The 14,451-nt window shown below is 68.8% G+C and carries 26 protein-coding genes; 25 read left to right on the top strand and 1 reads right to left on the bottom strand.

Annotation, left to right across the window (positions count from 1 at the left end; all coding sequences use genetic code 11):
* Positions 1 to 28: 28 nt before the first annotated feature.
* The 19 genes from ATM97_RS29205 to ATM97_RS29120 all read left to right on the top strand — a co-directional run bounded on the left by ATM97_RS29205 (position 29) and on the right by ATM97_RS29120 (position 8,140).
* Positions 29 to 250, top strand: coding sequence for a hypothetical protein (locus ATM97_RS29205; protein WP_218721417.1), 222 nt, complete (start codon positions 29 to 31; stop codon positions 248 to 250).
* Positions 247 to 546 (top strand): hypothetical protein, encoded by a 300-nt coding sequence (locus ATM97_RS29200; protein WP_218721416.1) that lies wholly within the window; start codon positions 247 to 249, stop codon positions 544 to 546. The genes ATM97_RS29205 and ATM97_RS29200 overlap by 4 nt, the downstream gene beginning before the upstream one ends.
* Complete coding sequence (locus ATM97_RS34660) at positions 543 to 668, top strand: hypothetical protein (protein ID WP_255588599.1); 126 nt, start codon at positions 543 to 545, stop codon at positions 666 to 668. Before ATM97_RS29200 ends, ATM97_RS34660 begins: the two co-directional genes overlap by 4 nt.
* Positions 658 to 1,011 (top strand): hypothetical protein, encoded by a 354-nt coding sequence (locus tag ATM97_RS29195; RefSeq protein ID WP_218721415.1) that lies wholly within the window; start codon positions 658 to 660, stop codon positions 1,009 to 1,011. Before ATM97_RS34660 ends, ATM97_RS29195 begins: the two co-directional genes overlap by 11 nt.
* Entirely contained in the window at positions 1,008 to 1,745 is a 738-nt protein-coding gene (locus ATM97_RS29190) for a cutinase family protein (RefSeq protein WP_218721414.1), read from the top strand. The genes ATM97_RS29195 and ATM97_RS29190 overlap by 4 nt, the downstream gene beginning before the upstream one ends.
* Positions 1,738 to 2,082 (top strand): HIT family protein, encoded by a 345-nt coding sequence (locus ATM97_RS29185; protein WP_218721413.1) that lies wholly within the window; start codon positions 1,738 to 1,740, stop codon positions 2,080 to 2,082. The genes ATM97_RS29190 and ATM97_RS29185 overlap by 8 nt, the downstream gene beginning before the upstream one ends.
* Entirely contained in the window at positions 2,079 to 2,420 is a 342-nt protein-coding gene (locus ATM97_RS29180) for a hypothetical protein (RefSeq protein WP_218721412.1), read from the top strand. The genes ATM97_RS29185 and ATM97_RS29180 overlap by 4 nt, the downstream gene beginning before the upstream one ends.
* Complete coding sequence (locus ATM97_RS29175; protein WP_218721411.1) at positions 2,417 to 2,992, top strand: hypothetical protein; 576 nt, start codon at positions 2,417 to 2,419, stop codon at positions 2,990 to 2,992. Before ATM97_RS29180 ends, ATM97_RS29175 begins: the two co-directional genes overlap by 4 nt.
* The gene (locus ATM97_RS29170) at positions 2,989 to 3,270 is read left to right on the top strand and encodes a hypothetical protein (RefSeq protein WP_218721410.1); all 282 of its coding nucleotides are present in this window, start codon (positions 2,989 to 2,991) and stop codon (positions 3,268 to 3,270) included. Before ATM97_RS29175 ends, ATM97_RS29170 begins: the two co-directional genes overlap by 4 nt.
* On the top strand, positions 3,270 to 3,437 hold the full coding sequence (locus ATM97_RS29165) for a hypothetical protein (protein WP_218721409.1): 168 nt from the start codon (positions 3,270 to 3,272) through the stop codon (positions 3,435 to 3,437). Before ATM97_RS29170 ends, ATM97_RS29165 begins: the two co-directional genes overlap by 1 nt.
* Before the next feature lie 4 nt (positions 3,438 to 3,441).
* Complete coding sequence (locus tag ATM97_RS29160) at positions 3,442 to 4,104, top strand: hypothetical protein (RefSeq protein WP_218721408.1); 663 nt, start codon at positions 3,442 to 3,444, stop codon at positions 4,102 to 4,104.
* The gene (locus ATM97_RS29155) at positions 4,101 to 4,346 is read left to right on the top strand and encodes a helix-turn-helix domain-containing protein (RefSeq protein WP_218721407.1); all 246 of its coding nucleotides are present in this window, start codon (positions 4,101 to 4,103) and stop codon (positions 4,344 to 4,346) included. The genes ATM97_RS29160 and ATM97_RS29155 overlap by 4 nt, the downstream gene beginning before the upstream one ends.
* Positions 4,343 to 4,768 (top strand): DUF6221 family protein, encoded by a 426-nt coding sequence (locus tag ATM97_RS29150; RefSeq protein ID WP_218721406.1) that lies wholly within the window; start codon positions 4,343 to 4,345, stop codon positions 4,766 to 4,768. The genes ATM97_RS29155 and ATM97_RS29150 overlap by 4 nt, the downstream gene beginning before the upstream one ends.
* Positions 4,765 to 5,127 (top strand): DUF6221 family protein, encoded by a 363-nt coding sequence (locus ATM97_RS29145; protein WP_218721405.1) that lies wholly within the window; start codon positions 4,765 to 4,767, stop codon positions 5,125 to 5,127. The genes ATM97_RS29150 and ATM97_RS29145 overlap by 4 nt, the downstream gene beginning before the upstream one ends.
* Positions 5,128 to 5,279: 152 nt before the next feature.
* Positions 5,280 to 5,927, top strand: a complete 648-nt coding sequence (locus tag ATM97_RS29140; protein ID WP_218721404.1) for a Panacea domain-containing protein — start codon at positions 5,280 to 5,282, stop codon at positions 5,925 to 5,927.
* Positions 5,928 to 5,930: 3 nt separating this feature from the next.
* Positions 5,931 to 6,572, top strand: a complete 642-nt coding sequence (locus ATM97_RS29135) for a hypothetical protein (protein ID WP_218721403.1) — start codon at positions 5,931 to 5,933, stop codon at positions 6,570 to 6,572.
* A gap of 600 nt (positions 6,573 to 7,172) precedes the next feature.
* Positions 7,173 to 7,403, top strand: a complete 231-nt coding sequence (locus tag ATM97_RS29130; RefSeq protein ID WP_218721402.1) for a hypothetical protein — start codon at positions 7,173 to 7,175, stop codon at positions 7,401 to 7,403.
* Positions 7,404 to 7,497: 94 nt separating this feature from the next.
* Positions 7,498 to 7,755: a hypothetical protein gene (locus ATM97_RS29125; protein ID WP_218721401.1), complete on the top strand. Its 258-nt coding sequence runs from the start codon at positions 7,498 to 7,500 to the stop codon at positions 7,753 to 7,755.
* Positions 7,756 to 7,834: 79 nt separating this feature from the next.
* Complete coding sequence (locus ATM97_RS29120) at positions 7,835 to 8,140, top strand: HNH endonuclease (RefSeq protein WP_218721400.1); 306 nt, start codon at positions 7,835 to 7,837, stop codon at positions 8,138 to 8,140.
* Here the strand turns inward: ATM97_RS29120 and ATM97_RS29115 are convergent.
* Positions 8,122 to 8,403 (bottom strand): hypothetical protein, encoded by a 282-nt coding sequence (locus ATM97_RS29115; protein WP_218721399.1) that lies wholly within the window; start codon positions 8,401 to 8,403, stop codon positions 8,122 to 8,124. The genes ATM97_RS29120 and ATM97_RS29115 overlap by 19 nt on opposite strands.
* Before the next feature lie 512 nt (positions 8,404 to 8,915).
* Between ATM97_RS29115 and ATM97_RS29110 the strand changes: the two genes are divergently transcribed.
* The 6 genes from ATM97_RS29110 (at position 8,916) to ATM97_RS29085 (ending at position 14,446) form a co-directional block, all read left to right on the top strand.
* Positions 8,916 to 9,344, top strand: coding sequence for a hypothetical protein (locus ATM97_RS29110; RefSeq protein ID WP_218721398.1), 429 nt, complete (start codon positions 8,916 to 8,918; stop codon positions 9,342 to 9,344).
* A complete protein-coding gene (locus tag ATM97_RS29105; RefSeq protein WP_218721397.1) occupies positions 9,325 to 10,956 on the top strand; it encodes a phage terminase family protein in 1,632 nt (543 codons plus the stop codon). The genes ATM97_RS29110 and ATM97_RS29105 overlap by 20 nt, the downstream gene beginning before the upstream one ends.
* 88 nt (positions 10,957 to 11,044) lie before the next feature.
* Entirely contained in the window at positions 11,045 to 12,373 is a 1,329-nt protein-coding gene (locus tag ATM97_RS29100) for a phage portal protein (protein ID WP_218721396.1), read from the top strand.
* Positions 12,374 to 12,376: 3 nt separating this feature from the next.
* Positions 12,377 to 13,525, top strand: a complete 1,149-nt coding sequence (locus tag ATM97_RS29095; protein ID WP_218721395.1) for a hypothetical protein — start codon at positions 12,377 to 12,379, stop codon at positions 13,523 to 13,525.
* Positions 13,497 to 14,060, top strand: coding sequence for a hypothetical protein (locus ATM97_RS29090; protein WP_218721394.1), 564 nt, complete (start codon positions 13,497 to 13,499; stop codon positions 14,058 to 14,060). The genes ATM97_RS29095 and ATM97_RS29090 overlap by 29 nt, the downstream gene beginning before the upstream one ends.
* Before the next feature lie 5 nt (positions 14,061 to 14,065).
* Positions 14,066 to 14,446, top strand: a complete 381-nt coding sequence (locus tag ATM97_RS29085) for a capsid cement protein (protein ID WP_218721393.1) — start codon at positions 14,066 to 14,068, stop codon at positions 14,444 to 14,446.
* Positions 14,447 to 14,451: the final 5 nt, after the last annotated feature.

Here is a 14,451-nt window from a genome sequence, read left to right as displayed (position 1 = left end):
TCCCCACCCGCCCGAAGGTGGCCAGCCGATGACCCGCCGCACCCTCACCCTGACATGCGACCACTGCGGCTACCTCCAGCGCCGGGACATCCCCGACGGCCAGACCCGCGACGACATCGAACCCGGCTGGCACGTCGAGCTCGAGGAGGAGGGCTGGGAGTTCGCCGGCGGCTGCGAGCAAGACGTCTGTCCCGCCTGCGCCCGAGCCCAGGCAATCCCGTTCACCACCACCGAGGAGATCCGAGCATGACCACCCCCGAGCCCACCATCACTGCCACCCGCTACGAGGTGTCGTGCCTGCCGCCCGAGCACGCCGCCCACCGCCGGTCCACGGTCGCCATCGAGCGTCGCGGCCCGGACAGCTGGGCAGTCATGATCGACGGCTTCGCCCACGACGCCCACGGAGAGCCGTCGATCGAACCGCGCCCGTCCGAGCGGACCGATGAATGGCTCGCTCGGTACCGGTTCGACCTCGAAACCGCAACCGCGGTTGCCTCGAAGCTCGCTCGCATTGCCGCGGCAATGCTGACCGGCGGTGCGCGATGAGCCAGAACCCGAACCACCCCCGCGTGGACGCCGTCGCCGAGATGGAAGCGGCCCTGGACGCCATCCATGACGGCTTCATGGACCACCTGATCAACGGCGAGGACAACAGCGATGGCGAGTGACCGCGACACCCTGACCGAGATCATCGACGCCGCATCGTTCCAAGCGCCCAGCTACAGCGCGTGCGCGGCTGACGCGGTGATCGCTGCTGGCTGGCGTCCACCCGCCCGCGAGATCACCGACCCGGCCGAGCTCGACAAGCTCCCCGGCAGGTCGATCGTCGTCGGGACCCGAGGCACCCACGGCGGCATGGCGTATCAGCTGACCTCATGGGACGGCTTCACCAACGCGCCGAACTGGGCCAGCGCCTACGACACCGAGGACCGCTCGAGCTCGCGCCAGGTGATCAAGCGCGAAGGCAGCGTGATCGTCCTGTACGTCCCAACACCGGGGGCGCGACCATGATCGACGTCCTGATCCTGCCCGGCACCGGATTCCCGCGCGGCGACGGCATCTCGCAGGCCTTCGCCGACGCCCTCGACCCGGCGAAGTTCCGGCCGCGGATCGTCGAGTACGCCGCGGCCTACGGCGGACTCGATATGCCGTACGCGCAGAGCCGCTTCACCGGCCGCCGCTCGCTGCTCCGAGCAATCTCCGGCTATCGGCCGTACGTGCTCGCCGGGTACTCGCAGGGCGCTGGCATTGCTGGCGACCTCGCCCGCGAGATCGTCGAGCACATGCCCGGCGTGGCCGCCGACCACCTCGTCGGCTGCGCGCTCATCGCCGACCCGCTCCGGCCGGTCGGCGCCGGGATGCCGCACCGGCCACCCGCGCCCGGCTACGGCATCGCCGGACAGCGTGCCGTGCCCGGGCCCGTGTGGTGGGCGGCGGCCGACGGCGACCCGATCACCGCGCTGCCCGCAGGCAATCCGCTCCGGAGCGTGGCCGACCTGTCCGAGTGGTGGTCGCTCGCAGGCCCGGCCGAGATCCACGCCTGGGCCCTCGACCTCGTCGACAAGGCGCGACACCAGCGCATCCAACGGTGGTGGTCCGGCGAGAACTGGCGGACGTGGGCCGGGGCGTTGAAGTTCGCCCGCGGCTACCTGATCGACGGCCGCCACACCGCCGACTATCTGCGCCTCGGCCACGTCCAGGCGCTCGCCGACACGGTCAACCGGGAGGTGGTCGGCCGTGGCTGACTACGACCCCGCGTGCCCGTTCTGCCAGCGCATCGACAACCGCGACTGGGAGCAGGACTACGCCGGAACTGTCGCCCGGTTCGAGCCGCTCAATCCGGTCACGCCTGGGCACATGCTGTTCGTCCCGATGTGGCACGCCGAGCACCCGTCGGCCGAAGCGGTGCGCGCCTGCATGGGCTACGCCGAGACCTTCGCCGAGAGTCAGGGCCCGGACTTCAACCTGATCACCTCGTCCGGCCCGGCGGCGACGCAGACCGTGCCACACGTCCACATCCACTACGTACCCCGCCGCGCCGATGACGGCCTGGCGCTCCCATGGACAGGACAACACCGATGACCGACCACCTCCACGCCGTCGAGATCACCGGCGACCCGGACAACGTGGTGACCTGGCGCATCAAGTTCACGTGCCACGGCGACAGCACCGCGCCGTGCCACCGATACCCGGACTGCGACTGCGAAACCTGGCCGTACGACGAGTCCGAGCACGAGCATCCCTACGTCGGGCATGACAGGTGCTGGATGCAGGACTGGTTCGACAACGACGCCATCGACCCGTCGACGGACACCCTCGACGAGGGCGACTACCGGCCAGGCATGTCGGGCCCGATCAGTGCCCGGCCGGAAGTGCCGGACTACATCGAATGGCACTTCACCACCGAGGAGGGCCGATGACCGACACCTGCTCCTGCCCGCCCGACGACTGCCACGGCGGGCACACCATCCAGATCGGTCGCCTCACGGACGAGCATCTGCGGCGGGTCACGGAGGGCAGGGATTGGCTGTCGCAGTCCGAGCGCTCGTCGATGGCCGCCGAGCTGCTGGCCCTGCGCGCCCGCGTCACGACCATGGAGGCCCAGGCCGCCGACCTCGCCGACGCGGAGTCGGAACGCGCCCGACTGTCGCTGTACGCTCGCAACGCCCGCCGCGTGATCGACACCCTGTGGAAGTCACGGCGAGGGCACCAGTCCCGCGCCTCGATGCACGCCCGGATGTACCGGCGGGCACGGCACTCCGAAGCCGAAACCCGCCGCGACCATGACGCGCTGGCCGCCCGCGTCGCCGAGCTGGAGGCCGCCCAGCGGGAGCCGATCGGGTATCTCCCGCTGGTGATCCGCGGCAACGGGAGGTTGTGGCTCGCAGGCACCGAGCCGACTTCACGGGCCGCCGCTGAGGCGCGCCTGATGCGGTGGAGGGGCGGCGAGCTCGACTGCCGCGTGGTCGAGCTACGGGAGGTGACCGAGTGAGCGCGTTTCCACCCAGCCCGAACCCGATGGCCGCGCTGCATGACGCCATCGTGTTCAACTCCCGCGACTTCGCCGAGTCGAAGTTCGAGGCGTGGATCTACGGCATCGTCGTCGGCTGGGACGACGAGGGCGACGAAGGCGAATCCGAAAGCGCGATGGACGCCGTCGCCGCCAAAGTCGGATGGACCGCGCAGGAGGTCGCGATCCTGCGCAAGCTGCGGACGCGCTGGCGCCACATCGAGTCCGCGGCTCCGGCGCTGTTGCGGGAGGTGCCCTGATGCCCTGGTTCGACCGCTACGAGGCCGCCCCCGGCCGCCCGACCGGCCTGCACGTCCTCACGGGCGGCATGACTGTCATCCCCGAGCCCGCCGACGACCCCGAACCGGTCACGCCTGTTGTGCCCGGTCTGCTCGCTCTGCTCGTGTCCCTCATCGCCAGGAGGTAGCCCCGTGGCCGACACCGACATGTTCCTGTCCCGTGCCGACTGCAACGAGCTCGTCGCCGCGCTGCGCGAGATCCCCGACCTCCTCGAGCCCCTCGCCCTGGCGATCGTCCGCGGCGACCGGCAGGGCCTCGATGCCTCCACCTGCCGCCCCGCGCCGCAGTCCAAGCCCCCGATCGATGTCGCCGCCCAGCAGATGGCCGACGACCTGCACAACCTGCTCATCGGCTGGGTGCGGGTGGTGTGCGAGCAGCGCGCCATCGACCCGCCCGCTGTCGAGACGATCCCCGCCGCGGCGAAGTGGCTCGACCGCAACGTCATTGCCCTGGCCATGACCGAAGGCGCCACCGATGCCTACCGGTCGATCACGCGGGCAATCGCGGCGCTGCAGCGGCGCCTGGACCGGCCTGGCGACGGCACGCTCACCGAGGACGAGCTGGCTGGCGCGAACCGACAGGTGCTGACCGCCTACCAGATCGACAAGGTGGTGCACCTGCTCGGCGAGCGCGGGGAAGGGCTCTCACGGCGCCGGGTCGAGGTGCTGGACAAGGCCGGGGCGCTGCATCCGTGCTCGCGGGACCGGGACACGGGGACCAGGTTCTATCGGCTGGGGGACATTCTGGAAGCGCACGCCGTGCATCCGCGACGTGGGAGAGGATCGACGGCATGATCGACTTGGACGGCGCTTTCCGCGCCCTCGGTGCACATCTCCGGGCCGAGCGCGCGCGGGCCGACTTCACTCAACCGGAACTGGCCCAGCTGACCGGTATCCACGTCGTCACGATCAGCAACATCGAACGCGACAAGGCGAACCTGAGCTTGGACCAGCTGCTCAAGATTGCGCCCGCGCTCGGCATGTCGCCGGGGCAGTTCCTCAACGCGGCGCTGGCGAACGTGGAGGAGAAGGCGTGAACATCGAGGATTTCATCAAGGCGCGGCTCGACGAGGACGAGCAGATCGCCGAGGCCGCCGCTGGCGGTAGCGCGGCGCGGTGGGTCGCCGACGAAGACGAGGTCTACGCGGTATTCGGATCGCTGACCGATCCAGATCGGTGCGAGGATCACGCGCCCGGCCGGCCGAACATGTGCGAGGACAACCGGATCGCCACCGCCGACGACTGCAGCGATCGGTGGCTGGACGAGCGGGCCCGCCACATCGCCCGGCATGACCCCGTCCGCGTGCTGCGGCAGGCGCCGATCCTGCGGGCCATGGTTGAGCTCATCCGGGGCATGGCCAGCATCACCCAGCAGATCGAGGCCGAGAGCGCGGTGCTGTACCCGCTTGCCGCGATCTGGGACCAGCACCCCGACTATCTGGAGGCGTGGAAGCCGTGACCATCGAGGAGTTCATCGAAGCGCGCCTCACCGAGGATGAGCGCGATGCGGAACGAGCGCAGGCCGCCGCCAGCCGCCCGGGCAGCGGTGGCGTGCTGTGGGTCGTCACCGGCACGGACAACGCCGTCGGCGTGTTCCACGACCCCGCCCGCGTGCTGCGGCAGGTGGCGGCGACGCGGGAGTTGTTCGAGCGTGCGAAGCCCTGGCCGAAGTGCCGAGGCCATCCTGGACCGTGGATGCCACATGGCGACTACGGGCCCGGATTCTGTGGCACGCCCGAGGAGGCCGACTCGCTCCGAGTGATCGCCGCGATCTGGTCCGATCATCCCGACTACCGGCCGGAGTGGGCGACCGCTTGACCGAATCGGAACTTGTCAGACCCCACTGCTGTACTGAATGCCTACCGATTTTCGTCACATCTTGGCCGTTCACGGCCATTTCGTGACCTTGAGTGCCTACCATTCGGGTATGGCGGATCACGCCACGGCCAATCAAGGAGGTGACACGCCCGATGCTGTGCGCTAACGACGTCGCATCGGTGCTCATCGCCCGACATGGCAGCCGCATGGACAGCCTGCCGCTACAGAAGCTGCTCTACTACGTCCAGGCGTGGCACCTGGCGATCACTGATGAGCCCCTGTACGCCGACACTCTCAAGGGGTGGGACAACGGACCAGTGGTCCCCGAAGTGTGGCATGCGCGTAAGGATGTCCGATCGCGCCAGCCGGAAAGCCAGGACCTCGCTGGGATCAACCTCGATGACGTCGCATCCAATGTCATCGACCTTGTCCTGCGGCAGTACGGCTCGATGTCCGGCGGTGAGCTGATCGCATTGACGCACGACGAGGATCCCTGGAAGGAAGCCCGCGGACTGCTGGGGCTTCGCAACCGTCCCATCAAGACCGAAACCATGGCGCGGTTCTATCGCAAGGAGCGGCGCCTGGGCGGACGAACCGCAGCAGATCTTGCCGCTAGCGGGGTCTCCGGGTCGGAGAGCATGGATCATCACAGCCCAATCGACGTCGACGCCCTCCTCGCACAACTGCAAGAAGAAAAACTTGAGGACGATCCATGGGGCGGGGCCAACCTTGAGGCGTTTTCCCCGATGGAGCTTGTAGATGTGCCGCTGGTTCGTAGTCGGCGCAGCCAGGAGCCGTAGCCGTTGCAGTCAGCCGGTGTTCCGCCGCAGCGACACATTGTCGTCTTCGACTGCAACGTCTATCTGGACGTCGCGGCCTTGGTTGGTCCCCCGTTCAGTTGGGATGAGTTCGACGAGGTAGTCGCGAGGTTGACCAAGAACTCGTCCCCCACTGTCATGGTCGACAGGGCGCCTCGTAACGGTCGCGTCTATCCCGATTCGATCCGAGCCCTGGCGCTGTGCACATCAGGCAACTTCGCCGGGCTTGAGACGATGCACGTCGGAGTGAATGACTCGATCCAGACTCTCGTCTTCCGGAAGGCGATGCAGGACCTTGGCTGGAGCAGGGCGGATGCCGCGACGCTGCTGAGCGAGATGATCGGGGGGCTCGTGGATTGGTCGGACGGGTTCACGATCATCGATAACTACCCCGACAGCAATCCACCTCTGGATCACGAGGACGGTATGGTATTCGGGGCATGCCGAAAGTTGGCGTCTGATGATCCGTTATCGCGGGTCTACTGCGTCACACGCGACATCGATTTCCTGGACTACCACCGGATGGGCCAGTTGCAGAACCACACAATCGTTCTGCCGCCGCCGCAGTTCGTCAGCTTGGTCCGGGCTGCCCGCAACCCTGCCAGCCGCATGGCTCCCCGCCGATAGCTGGGGCTGCTCGAACAGGTGGACACGCCGGACTGGCGAGGAGCCGCCAGCCGTTACGTCTGCTGTAGTCTCTAAAGTGCGCGAGTAATGGGTTAACACCCTGCACTGCGTACTAGCCCTAACCCCCAAGTCATCCCCTCCGACTTGGGGGTTTCGTGCGTCTGCAGGATTACCGCGACGCACCCCAAACTCAGCGCGTCAAACCGGAGTCATGCCCGGCAAGCAGCCCAACGCACCGATGACGGTCCTGAGGCCGGCCTATCCCGGTCCACCGTGGGCCCGACTTCCCAGCGCTCACACGCTCGGTGCCGCAACCCCGTCTACTCGGAACTCACCCGGGGGGGCCACGCTGCGCGCTGCTCAACGTCGCACCGGCCCTAGCGGTCAACCCCCCGCGCTCGCGCTACGGGCTCGGTGCGGCCCAGAAGTGCCACATCGTCGCTGGTCGCATATGAACCGATCGGTGCATCACCCAGAGGAGCACGTCATGCTGAACACCGCCTCCGCCATCGCCGCCCTGGTCCCGTGGGAGCTGCTCGGCCGCATCGCCATCGCCGTCCTGCGCGAGGTCTTCGCGTGACCGTGCGGACCACCGAGAGCGTGAGCGTCGACCCCACGACGGGCAGCGTCGTGTGGAATCCCGCCACCGACATCACGCCATCCGCCGAGGTGGTACGAGAGCGATTCCTCGACGCGGTGTTCACCGCCTCGGCCACGATCGGCGCTGCGCTCGGAATCTCCGGGCGCGCGATGTACGAGATCCTCGCTCCGCTGGCTGACGACGCTGCTGCTGCGTGCGTCGCAGCTGCCACCACGGGCGGTGCGGAATGAATCTCGCCGACCTGCTCGCCTGCCTCCTGCATCGGCCGATCCGCACGCTCGAGCAGCCGATCTACGTCACGCCGCTCGGTTATTGGGCGTGGTGATGGCACGCACACCGGAGCAGGTCGCGGCCGACGATGCTCTCACTACCGCCATCGACGCCGTGCACCGGGCGTACGACGAGGACACAGAGGGCGTGCTCACCGGCTACGTGCTTGTCGCGAAGCGGCACTTCTGGGACAGCGACGGCGACAGCCTGACCGCTGTCCACATGACCACCGGGAGTGACACCGCCATCTCCGACCAGCTCGGGATGCTCGAATACGCGAGCACCCTGTGCCGCAAACGGATCGCGGAATGACCGTGCCTGAGTGGCTCGATCGCCTGATCGTCGCGGCCATCGGCCGGCTCATTACCCTCGCCCGCTGGAACCGCTGGCCATGACCTGGTCCCGCGAGCCCGACCGATACCGCGGCGTCGGCCCGACCGTCGCTGCACGCATCCGTACCAGGGACGGCAACACCTGCCAGCTCTGCGGAGCAGCAGGCAACGAGGTCGACCACATCACCAACCGGCTGGCCGGCGGCACGGACGACGAGAGCAACCTGCGAGTCCTGTGCACCGGCTGCCACCGCGCCAAGACCCAGGCCGAGGCAGCCGAGGCACGCGCACGCCGACGAGCACGCGGCCGACTTCCGGTCGAGCCTCACCCCGGCCTGGTCGCCCGTCAGCGCACCGGCGCGTAACGCTCACCCGTCACCGCGATGAACCGGCCCCAGCTGTAGTAGGACACCCGCTCACCCACCCGAGCAGGCTCTTCCTCACCCCGCACGAACACGTGCAGACCACGCCCCGACATCGACCGCTCGACCCACAGCGCCCGCGTCCCCACCCGCTGCAGCACCGCCGCCGCCTCGGGATGCAGGCGCCCGTCGTCGTCGATCACCCCGTCCAGATCCCAGCACGCCAGCCCCTCACCCAGCATCACCCCGTGCTCGCGCCGAGCCACACGCTCGTGCGTCGTCCAGGTACCTGCATCGGTCGAGGACGCAGGCCGACCCGACACTTGCACCGGCCGCTTGCCCACACGCCGGGCCCACCGAGGCCGGGCAGTGAGGGAGGACGGCACCGTCGCCGGCATCCGCTGCTTGCGCTTGCGGCACCGCTGACCACACACGGCCGGACGAGGACCGCGGCCCGACCACTCGAAGGGTCGGCCGCACACCTGGCAGGACAGAGTCACCCCACCAGAATACCGGTTGACCTGGCGTTTGTCCCGAGTAGTGCAGGGCTGACCAGGGCAGCGGTGATCGTCTGTCAGGGGTGAGCGAGAGCCCAACGTGTCACGATCGGCCGCCCACGAGCCACCCAGGCCCCTCCACGGGGTGGGGGTGCACCCAGGCCCAGGCGGCCGAGTTCGGCGGAGCGCATAGAGCCTGCCAGGCCGTACGGGATGAGAAGCCCGTGGAGAGTCCATCCGCCCAGGCGGCGGAGCACCACCCCGACCCAGGAGGTCACCCCATGCCCGGACCCCCGCCCAAGCCCGCCGGCCAGCGTCGACGCCGCAACAAGCCCGCCTCGCACGGGGCTGCCGAGCCGGTCGTCCACCAGGCCGCCGTCGACGCACCCGAACTCGGGTACGACGCGCACCCGCTGGTCGCCGACCTCTGGGCCGCGCTCGTCGCGGGATCGGTAGAGGGCCGGTACTTCTCGGCCGCGGACTGGCAGCGGGCGCGGATCGAGCTGCACTACCTGAACGAGCTGCTCACCGCCGGGCAGACGCCGGGCGCCATGGCATGGGCGCAGGTCCAGTCGGCGCTCAACACCTTGCTGGTCTCGCCGGCCGACAAGCGCCGCCTGGGCGTCGAGCTCGAGCGCAAGCAGGTCGACGCCGACGAGGACGCCGCAGTCGCGCAGCTCGCCGAGTACCGTGACCGGCTCAGCGGCTGACCGGCTAGTCACACTGCCGCAGACCATTCCCGAGCTCACCCTCGGCTGGGAGGCGGTGAAGTGGGCGAGCAAGTACCTGCGCCAGCCGAACGGCCGCAAGGCGGGGGAGCGGTTCCAGTTCATCGACAGCCAGATCCGGTTCCTGCTGCACTGGTACGCGCTCAACCCGGACGGCTCGTGGGTCTATCACCACGGTGTCCGGCGGTTGGCGAAGGGCTCCGGCAAGTCGCCCTTCGCTGCGGTGCTGTCGCTGATCGAGTTCTGCGCGCCGGTCCGGCTCAAAGACTTCGACCCGAAGGCGCCCGGCGGGGTGGTCGGCAAGCCCGTGGCGATGCCGCTGGTTCAGATCGCCGCCACCGCGGAGTCGCAGACCGCGAACACGATGCGCATGGTCCGCGCGTTCGCGCCGAAGGGGTCGCGGGTGTGCGTCGAGCACAACCTCGACCCCGGGCGCACGCGATACAACATGCTGCCCGAGGGCTCGCTCGAGGTGATCACGGCCAGCTCCAGCGCGGCGGAAGGCGCTGAGGCGACCCACATCACCGCGGACGAGACCGAGTGGTGGTTGCCGTCCAACGGCGGGCCGACGATGGCGAGCACACTGCTCGACAACCTGACCAAGTCCGGCAACCGGATGCTGGAGACCTGCAACGCCTGGAAGCCCGACATCGGCTCGGTGGCACAGGACTCGTGGGAATCCTGGGTCGACCAGGAGGACAACGGCAGCACGTCGGGCTCGCTGACCCTCTACGACGCCCGCGTCGCCCCGCCGGACACCGATATGGCCGATGAGGACTCGCTGCGCGATGCGCTCGAGCACGTCTACGGAGACTGCTGGTTCGCCGACATCCGACCAATCATGGTCCGGATCTGGGATCCGAAGTCGCGCGCGGACGACTCGAAACGCAAGTACCTGAACTGGCCGACGGCGCCTGAGGATTCATGGTGCGACCCGCAGCTGTGGGCGCGCCTGGGCCCGCCGACCAAGCCGGTCCGGCCCGTCGCTGCCGGCGAAGAGGTCGTGTTGTTCTTCGACGGCTCGAAGTCCCGCGACGCCACCGCGCTGATCGGGTGCTGCATGTCCGACGGGCACGTGTTCACGCTCGGCGTGTGGGAGCCAGACCCGAACGATGAAGACTCCGTGGTCCCGGTCGTCGAGATCGACAACGCCGTGGCGAAGGCCTTCGACACCTACACCGTGATCGCCTTCTGGGCGGACGTGCGGGAGTGGGAGGAGTTCACCAAGGTCTCCTGGCCGGAGCGATACCGCGACCAGCTGGAGATCTGGGCCGTCCCGAGCGGGAAATCCCAGGAGCCGATCGCGTGGGATATGCGCTCGCACTCCTGGGATTTCGAGATGGGCTCCGAGCTCGTCGAGGCCGAGATCCGCGAGGGCAGCTTCACCCATGACGGGAACGCGCTGCTGTCCAAGCATGTCGGCAATGCACGCAGGTTCCAGGGCCGCTACGGCGTGACGGTCCGCAAGGAGTCGGCGCGCTCGCCGGACAAGATCGACGCCTGCGTGTCGATGATCGGCGCCCGAATTGCCTGGCGCCACGCGAAAGCCGCACCACGGAAAGACCAGATGACCGGCGAAGCCTTCTTCCTGTGAAAGGGGTGGCATGAACAAGACTCAGGCCGTCGATGCCGCCCGCGATCTGCTGCAGGGCCCGCGCGCGTACGAGGCGGATCGGCTCAACGTGATCGACGCCGCGATGCGCCCGTGGAACGCCGAGCGAGCGTTGGACTCGCTGACGATCAGGAACGTACGGTCCGAAGCTGCCCAAGCCAGGCTGGTCAACCTCGCGCGCAAGTCGCAGACGAACTTCCTGCCGCTGATCCTCGACATCTTCGGCCAGGGCCTGAAGGTAGACAACTACCTCGCCAGCGGCGGCCAGGAGACCGGGCAGCCGTGGACATGGTGGCAGCGCAACCGGATGGATGCTCGCCAAACTGGCATCCATCGCACCGCCCTGCAGTACGGCGTCAGCTACGCCACCGTCCTGCCGTCACTAACCTCCGGTGACGACCAGAACCCGGCCGCGGTGATCCGGGGTGTGAGCCCCCGGCAGATGACCGCGCTCTACGGCGAACCGCTGGAATGGGATCCGCGCACCGGCGGGCCGGTCGATGACGATTGGCCGATCGTGGCGCTGGAGATGAAGGGGCCGATGATCCGGCTCTACGACGAGAAAGCCGTCCACTTCATCGGCGTGAAGAACGTGCCGGCCAGCGCACTCGGTTGGACCGACCCGACCTACAGCTCGGTGAACAACTTCGAGTACATCGAAGGCCGCAACCATGACGTCGGCGTTTGCCCGGTCGTGCGCTACCGCGACCGCATGCTCCTCGACGGCGAAGAGGTCTACGGCATCATCGAGCCGTTGATGGCGATTCAGGGACGCATCGACGAGACCGTCTTCCACATGATGGCCAGCCAGTACGTTGCCGCCTTCAAACAGCGGTACGTCACCGGCTGGGCGCCGAAGGATGAGACGGAAGCTCTGCGCCAGGCCGCGTCCGACACCTGGTTCTTCCGGGACAAGGAAGTCAAGGCCGGCCAGTTCGACGAGACCGACCTGAAGAACTACATCGACTCCCAGTCCAGCGCGGTTCGCGATCTGTCGGCCATCGCCCAGATCCCGCCCCAGGCCATGGGCGTTGCGGGAATCAGCAACCTGTCCGAGGCGGCACTGGCGGGCCTGGAATCGGGACGCGAACGTAAGTCTGGCGAGCTGGAAACCTCTCTCGGCGAGAGCCACGAGCAGCTGCTGCGCACCTGCGCGCACATCACCGGCGACGCGGCGTCGGCCGCCGACTTCGCCAGTGAGGTGAAGTGGGCCGACGCCACAGCGCGCAGCTTCGCCCAGACGGTCGACGGCTTGGGCAAGCTCGGCACCATGCTCGGCATTCCGCCCGAGATCCTCTGGGAAGACATCCCCGGATGGACGAAGACGAAGGTCGACCGGGCGCGGACCGCATTGCTTGCGCAGGGTGAGGTCCCCGACATTCCGTTCCCGCCGGAGTAGCGCGTGATCGAGGCGACCGAGCTGGCGGTCTGGGCCGCACAGGTCTCCCGCCTGATCTTGCGGTACATGACGACCTACGGCATCCCCACCACCCGCGACCAACGGTGGGCAATGGCGCGGCACCTGTATCCGACCGTCACCCAGATGCGAGCGGAGGCATACGGACGCGTATCGGCGCAACTGCGCGCCGAAGGGCTACGGCCCGCGCCGGCGCCTCAGTACAGGCCCTCGGCGCTGGTGGCCGCGATCGAGCGCGCCACCAACGCCGAGCCGTACGTCCGGCCCGGTCGGGAGCGCGAGGGCGAACGTCCGGAACAGCGCGAGCGTGAGGAGCCGCAACGGCAGGCCGCCGAAGCGGAGTCGCAGGCTGAGCCAGAGCGTGACCGCCCCGTGGAGTCCCGTGCCAGAGTGCAGGTCTCAGCCCCGGCGCAGGAGCCGCGATCGCGCGTCCGGGTCCAGGTGGCGGTCAACGATCTCGATCCGCAGACCCGCCGCGCCGTCCGGAACCGCGTAACGATCACCGACGACAACCGGCGCGAACCAGCCGTTGTCCGGACGGTGACCGAGCGCGTGACGGCCACTGTCGAGCGGCACATCCGCGCCGCCGACCGCGAGACCATCGTGGCCACGGCGAATGCGGCTACCGAGGAGATCGGCTGGGCCAGGGTCCTGTCGGGCGACGAGAACTGCGCATTCTGCGCGATGCTCGCCAGCCGCGGCCCGGTGTATCGATCTGACAAGGCGGCCCTGTCCGTGGTCGGAGATCGCCGCGGTCGGACACGCGGGTCGCGTGAGCTCGGCGAGAGCTACCACGACAACTGCGACTGCGACGCCGTGCTCGTGCGCGCGGGCCAGGACTGGGCGGGCCGTGAGGAGTTCGAGCGGCTGGAGCGGCTGTGGGTCGCTGCGACTGCGGTCAACGGCGCCGACGCCCGCCGAACCTTCAACAGGGCATGGCGTCGTATCCAGAGCCACCCCGAGCTGGAGACCGAGATCGACCAGATCTGGGACGAATCGACCGAGGGCCTATCCGGCGCCGAAGCGCTCCGCGCGTTCGCTCGCGCGGTCGAAGAGAAGACCCCCGCCGCCCTGGAGGCGGCCCGACGCCCCAGGAGGGCACCAGATGACCGAGCCGATTCCGACGCAGCCTGAGCCTGAGGCACCCCCTGCCGCGCAGACGGCGCCGCTGAGCGGTGAGTTCCCAGAAGTACCGGCGGCTGCACCGCCGGACCTGTCCGCCTCGGACAAGGACGAGATCATCGCCAAGCTGCGCCGAGAGAACGCCAGCTGGCGCACGAAGGTGCGCGACCTCGAGCCGAAGGCCACCGCCCACGACGAGGCTGTCGAAGCGCAGAAGTCCGAGGTGCAGCGCGCCCTCGACCGCGCCACCGCCGCCGAGCAGACCGCCGCCCAGCGCGAGCAGGAACTGAACCTGCTGCGCGCCGCCGCCAAACACGGCATCCCCGAAGAAGACCACGACTTGCTGGGGTCAGGCACCCCGGAAGAACTGGAAGCCCGCGCCGCGCGCATCGCGGCGATGCGGCAGACCAGTGCACCCACCCCTCCGCCGCCGTCTGACCGGCCGGTCGAGGGACTGAGGCCAGGTGCCTCCCCGACTCCACCGGTACCGGTGGATACCTCATACCCCGCGGCCTGGCGGCCGACGGGCACCACCGAAAGGAGCTGAAGCTCATGGCAAACGAAAGCGCGCCCCTGTTTCGGCCCGGCCGCGACATCACCGGCCTGACCACTGCTGCCGTCACCGGCAAGACGTTCGTCGCTGTGTCGGCCGACGTCGACGCCACCACCGGAATGATCAAGGTCGCCACCGCCGCCGCGGGCGTGAAGGCGCTCGGTGTCGCCACCTGCGACGCGGCCTCCGGCGCCACCGTCGCGATTCAGCGCGGCGGCGTCCTGCAGGTCACTGCCGGCGGTGCGATCACCGCAGGCGCCGAGGTCGAGGTCGGCGCGTCCGGCCGCGCGATCACCCTCGCATCCGGCAAGGCCGTCGGCCTGGCGGTCAAGACCGCCTCCGGCGCCGGCGTCGACACCTTCATCGCGGTCTACGAGTAAGGGGA

Source organism: Nocardia sp. MH4, from assembly GCF_019266065.1.
Classification (GTDB): Bacteria; Actinomycetota; Actinomycetes; order Mycobacteriales; family Mycobacteriaceae; genus Nocardia; species Nocardia canadensis.
Note: the sequence above shows the minus strand (reverse complement) of the source record. Positions and strands in the feature narration are given on the sequence as shown.

What these genes read in the sequence shown, in the direction of transcription:
- ATM97_RS29205 (WP_218721417.1), top strand. Translation starts at nt 29, where the DNA reads ATGACCCGCCGCACCCTCACCCTGACATGCGACCACTGCGGCTACCTC.
- ATM97_RS29200 (WP_218721416.1), top strand. Translation starts at nt 247, where the DNA reads ATGACCACCCCCGAGCCCACCATCACTGCCACCCGCTACGAGGTGTCG.
- ATM97_RS34660 (WP_255588599.1), top strand. Translation starts at nt 543, where the DNA reads ATGAGCCAGAACCCGAACCACCCCCGCGTGGACGCCGTCGCCGAGATG.
- ATM97_RS29195 (WP_218721415.1), top strand. Translation starts at nt 658, where the DNA reads ATGGCGAGTGACCGCGACACCCTGACCGAGATCATCGACGCCGCATCG.
- ATM97_RS29190 (WP_218721414.1), top strand. Translation starts at nt 1,008, where the DNA reads ATGATCGACGTCCTGATCCTGCCCGGCACCGGATTCCCGCGCGGCGAC.
- ATM97_RS29180 (WP_218721412.1), top strand. Translation starts at nt 2,079, where the DNA reads ATGACCGACCACCTCCACGCCGTCGAGATCACCGGCGACCCGGACAAC.
- ATM97_RS29175 (WP_218721411.1), top strand. Translation starts at nt 2,417, where the DNA reads ATGACCGACACCTGCTCCTGCCCGCCCGACGACTGCCACGGCGGGCAC.
- ATM97_RS29165 (WP_218721409.1), top strand. Translation starts at nt 3,270, where the DNA reads ATGCCCTGGTTCGACCGCTACGAGGCCGCCCCCGGCCGCCCGACCGGC.
- ATM97_RS29155 (WP_218721407.1), top strand. Translation starts at nt 4,101, where the DNA reads ATGATCGACTTGGACGGCGCTTTCCGCGCCCTCGGTGCACATCTCCGG.
- ATM97_RS29140 (WP_218721404.1), top strand. Translation starts at nt 5,280, where the DNA reads ATGCTGTGCGCTAACGACGTCGCATCGGTGCTCATCGCCCGACATGGC.
- ATM97_RS29125 (WP_218721401.1), top strand. Translation starts at nt 7,498, where the DNA reads ATGGCACGCACACCGGAGCAGGTCGCGGCCGACGATGCTCTCACTACC.
- ATM97_RS29120 (WP_218721400.1), top strand. Translation starts at nt 7,835, where the DNA reads ATGACCTGGTCCCGCGAGCCCGACCGATACCGCGGCGTCGGCCCGACC.
- ATM97_RS29110 (WP_218721398.1), top strand. Translation starts at nt 8,916, where the DNA reads ATGCCCGGACCCCCGCCCAAGCCCGCCGGCCAGCGTCGACGCCGCAAC.
- ATM97_RS29090 (WP_218721394.1), top strand. Translation starts at nt 13,497, where the DNA reads ATGACCGAGCCGATTCCGACGCAGCCTGAGCCTGAGGCACCCCCTGCC.
- ATM97_RS29085 (WP_218721393.1), top strand. Translation starts at nt 14,066, where the DNA reads ATGGCAAACGAAAGCGCGCCCCTGTTTCGGCCCGGCCGCGACATCACC.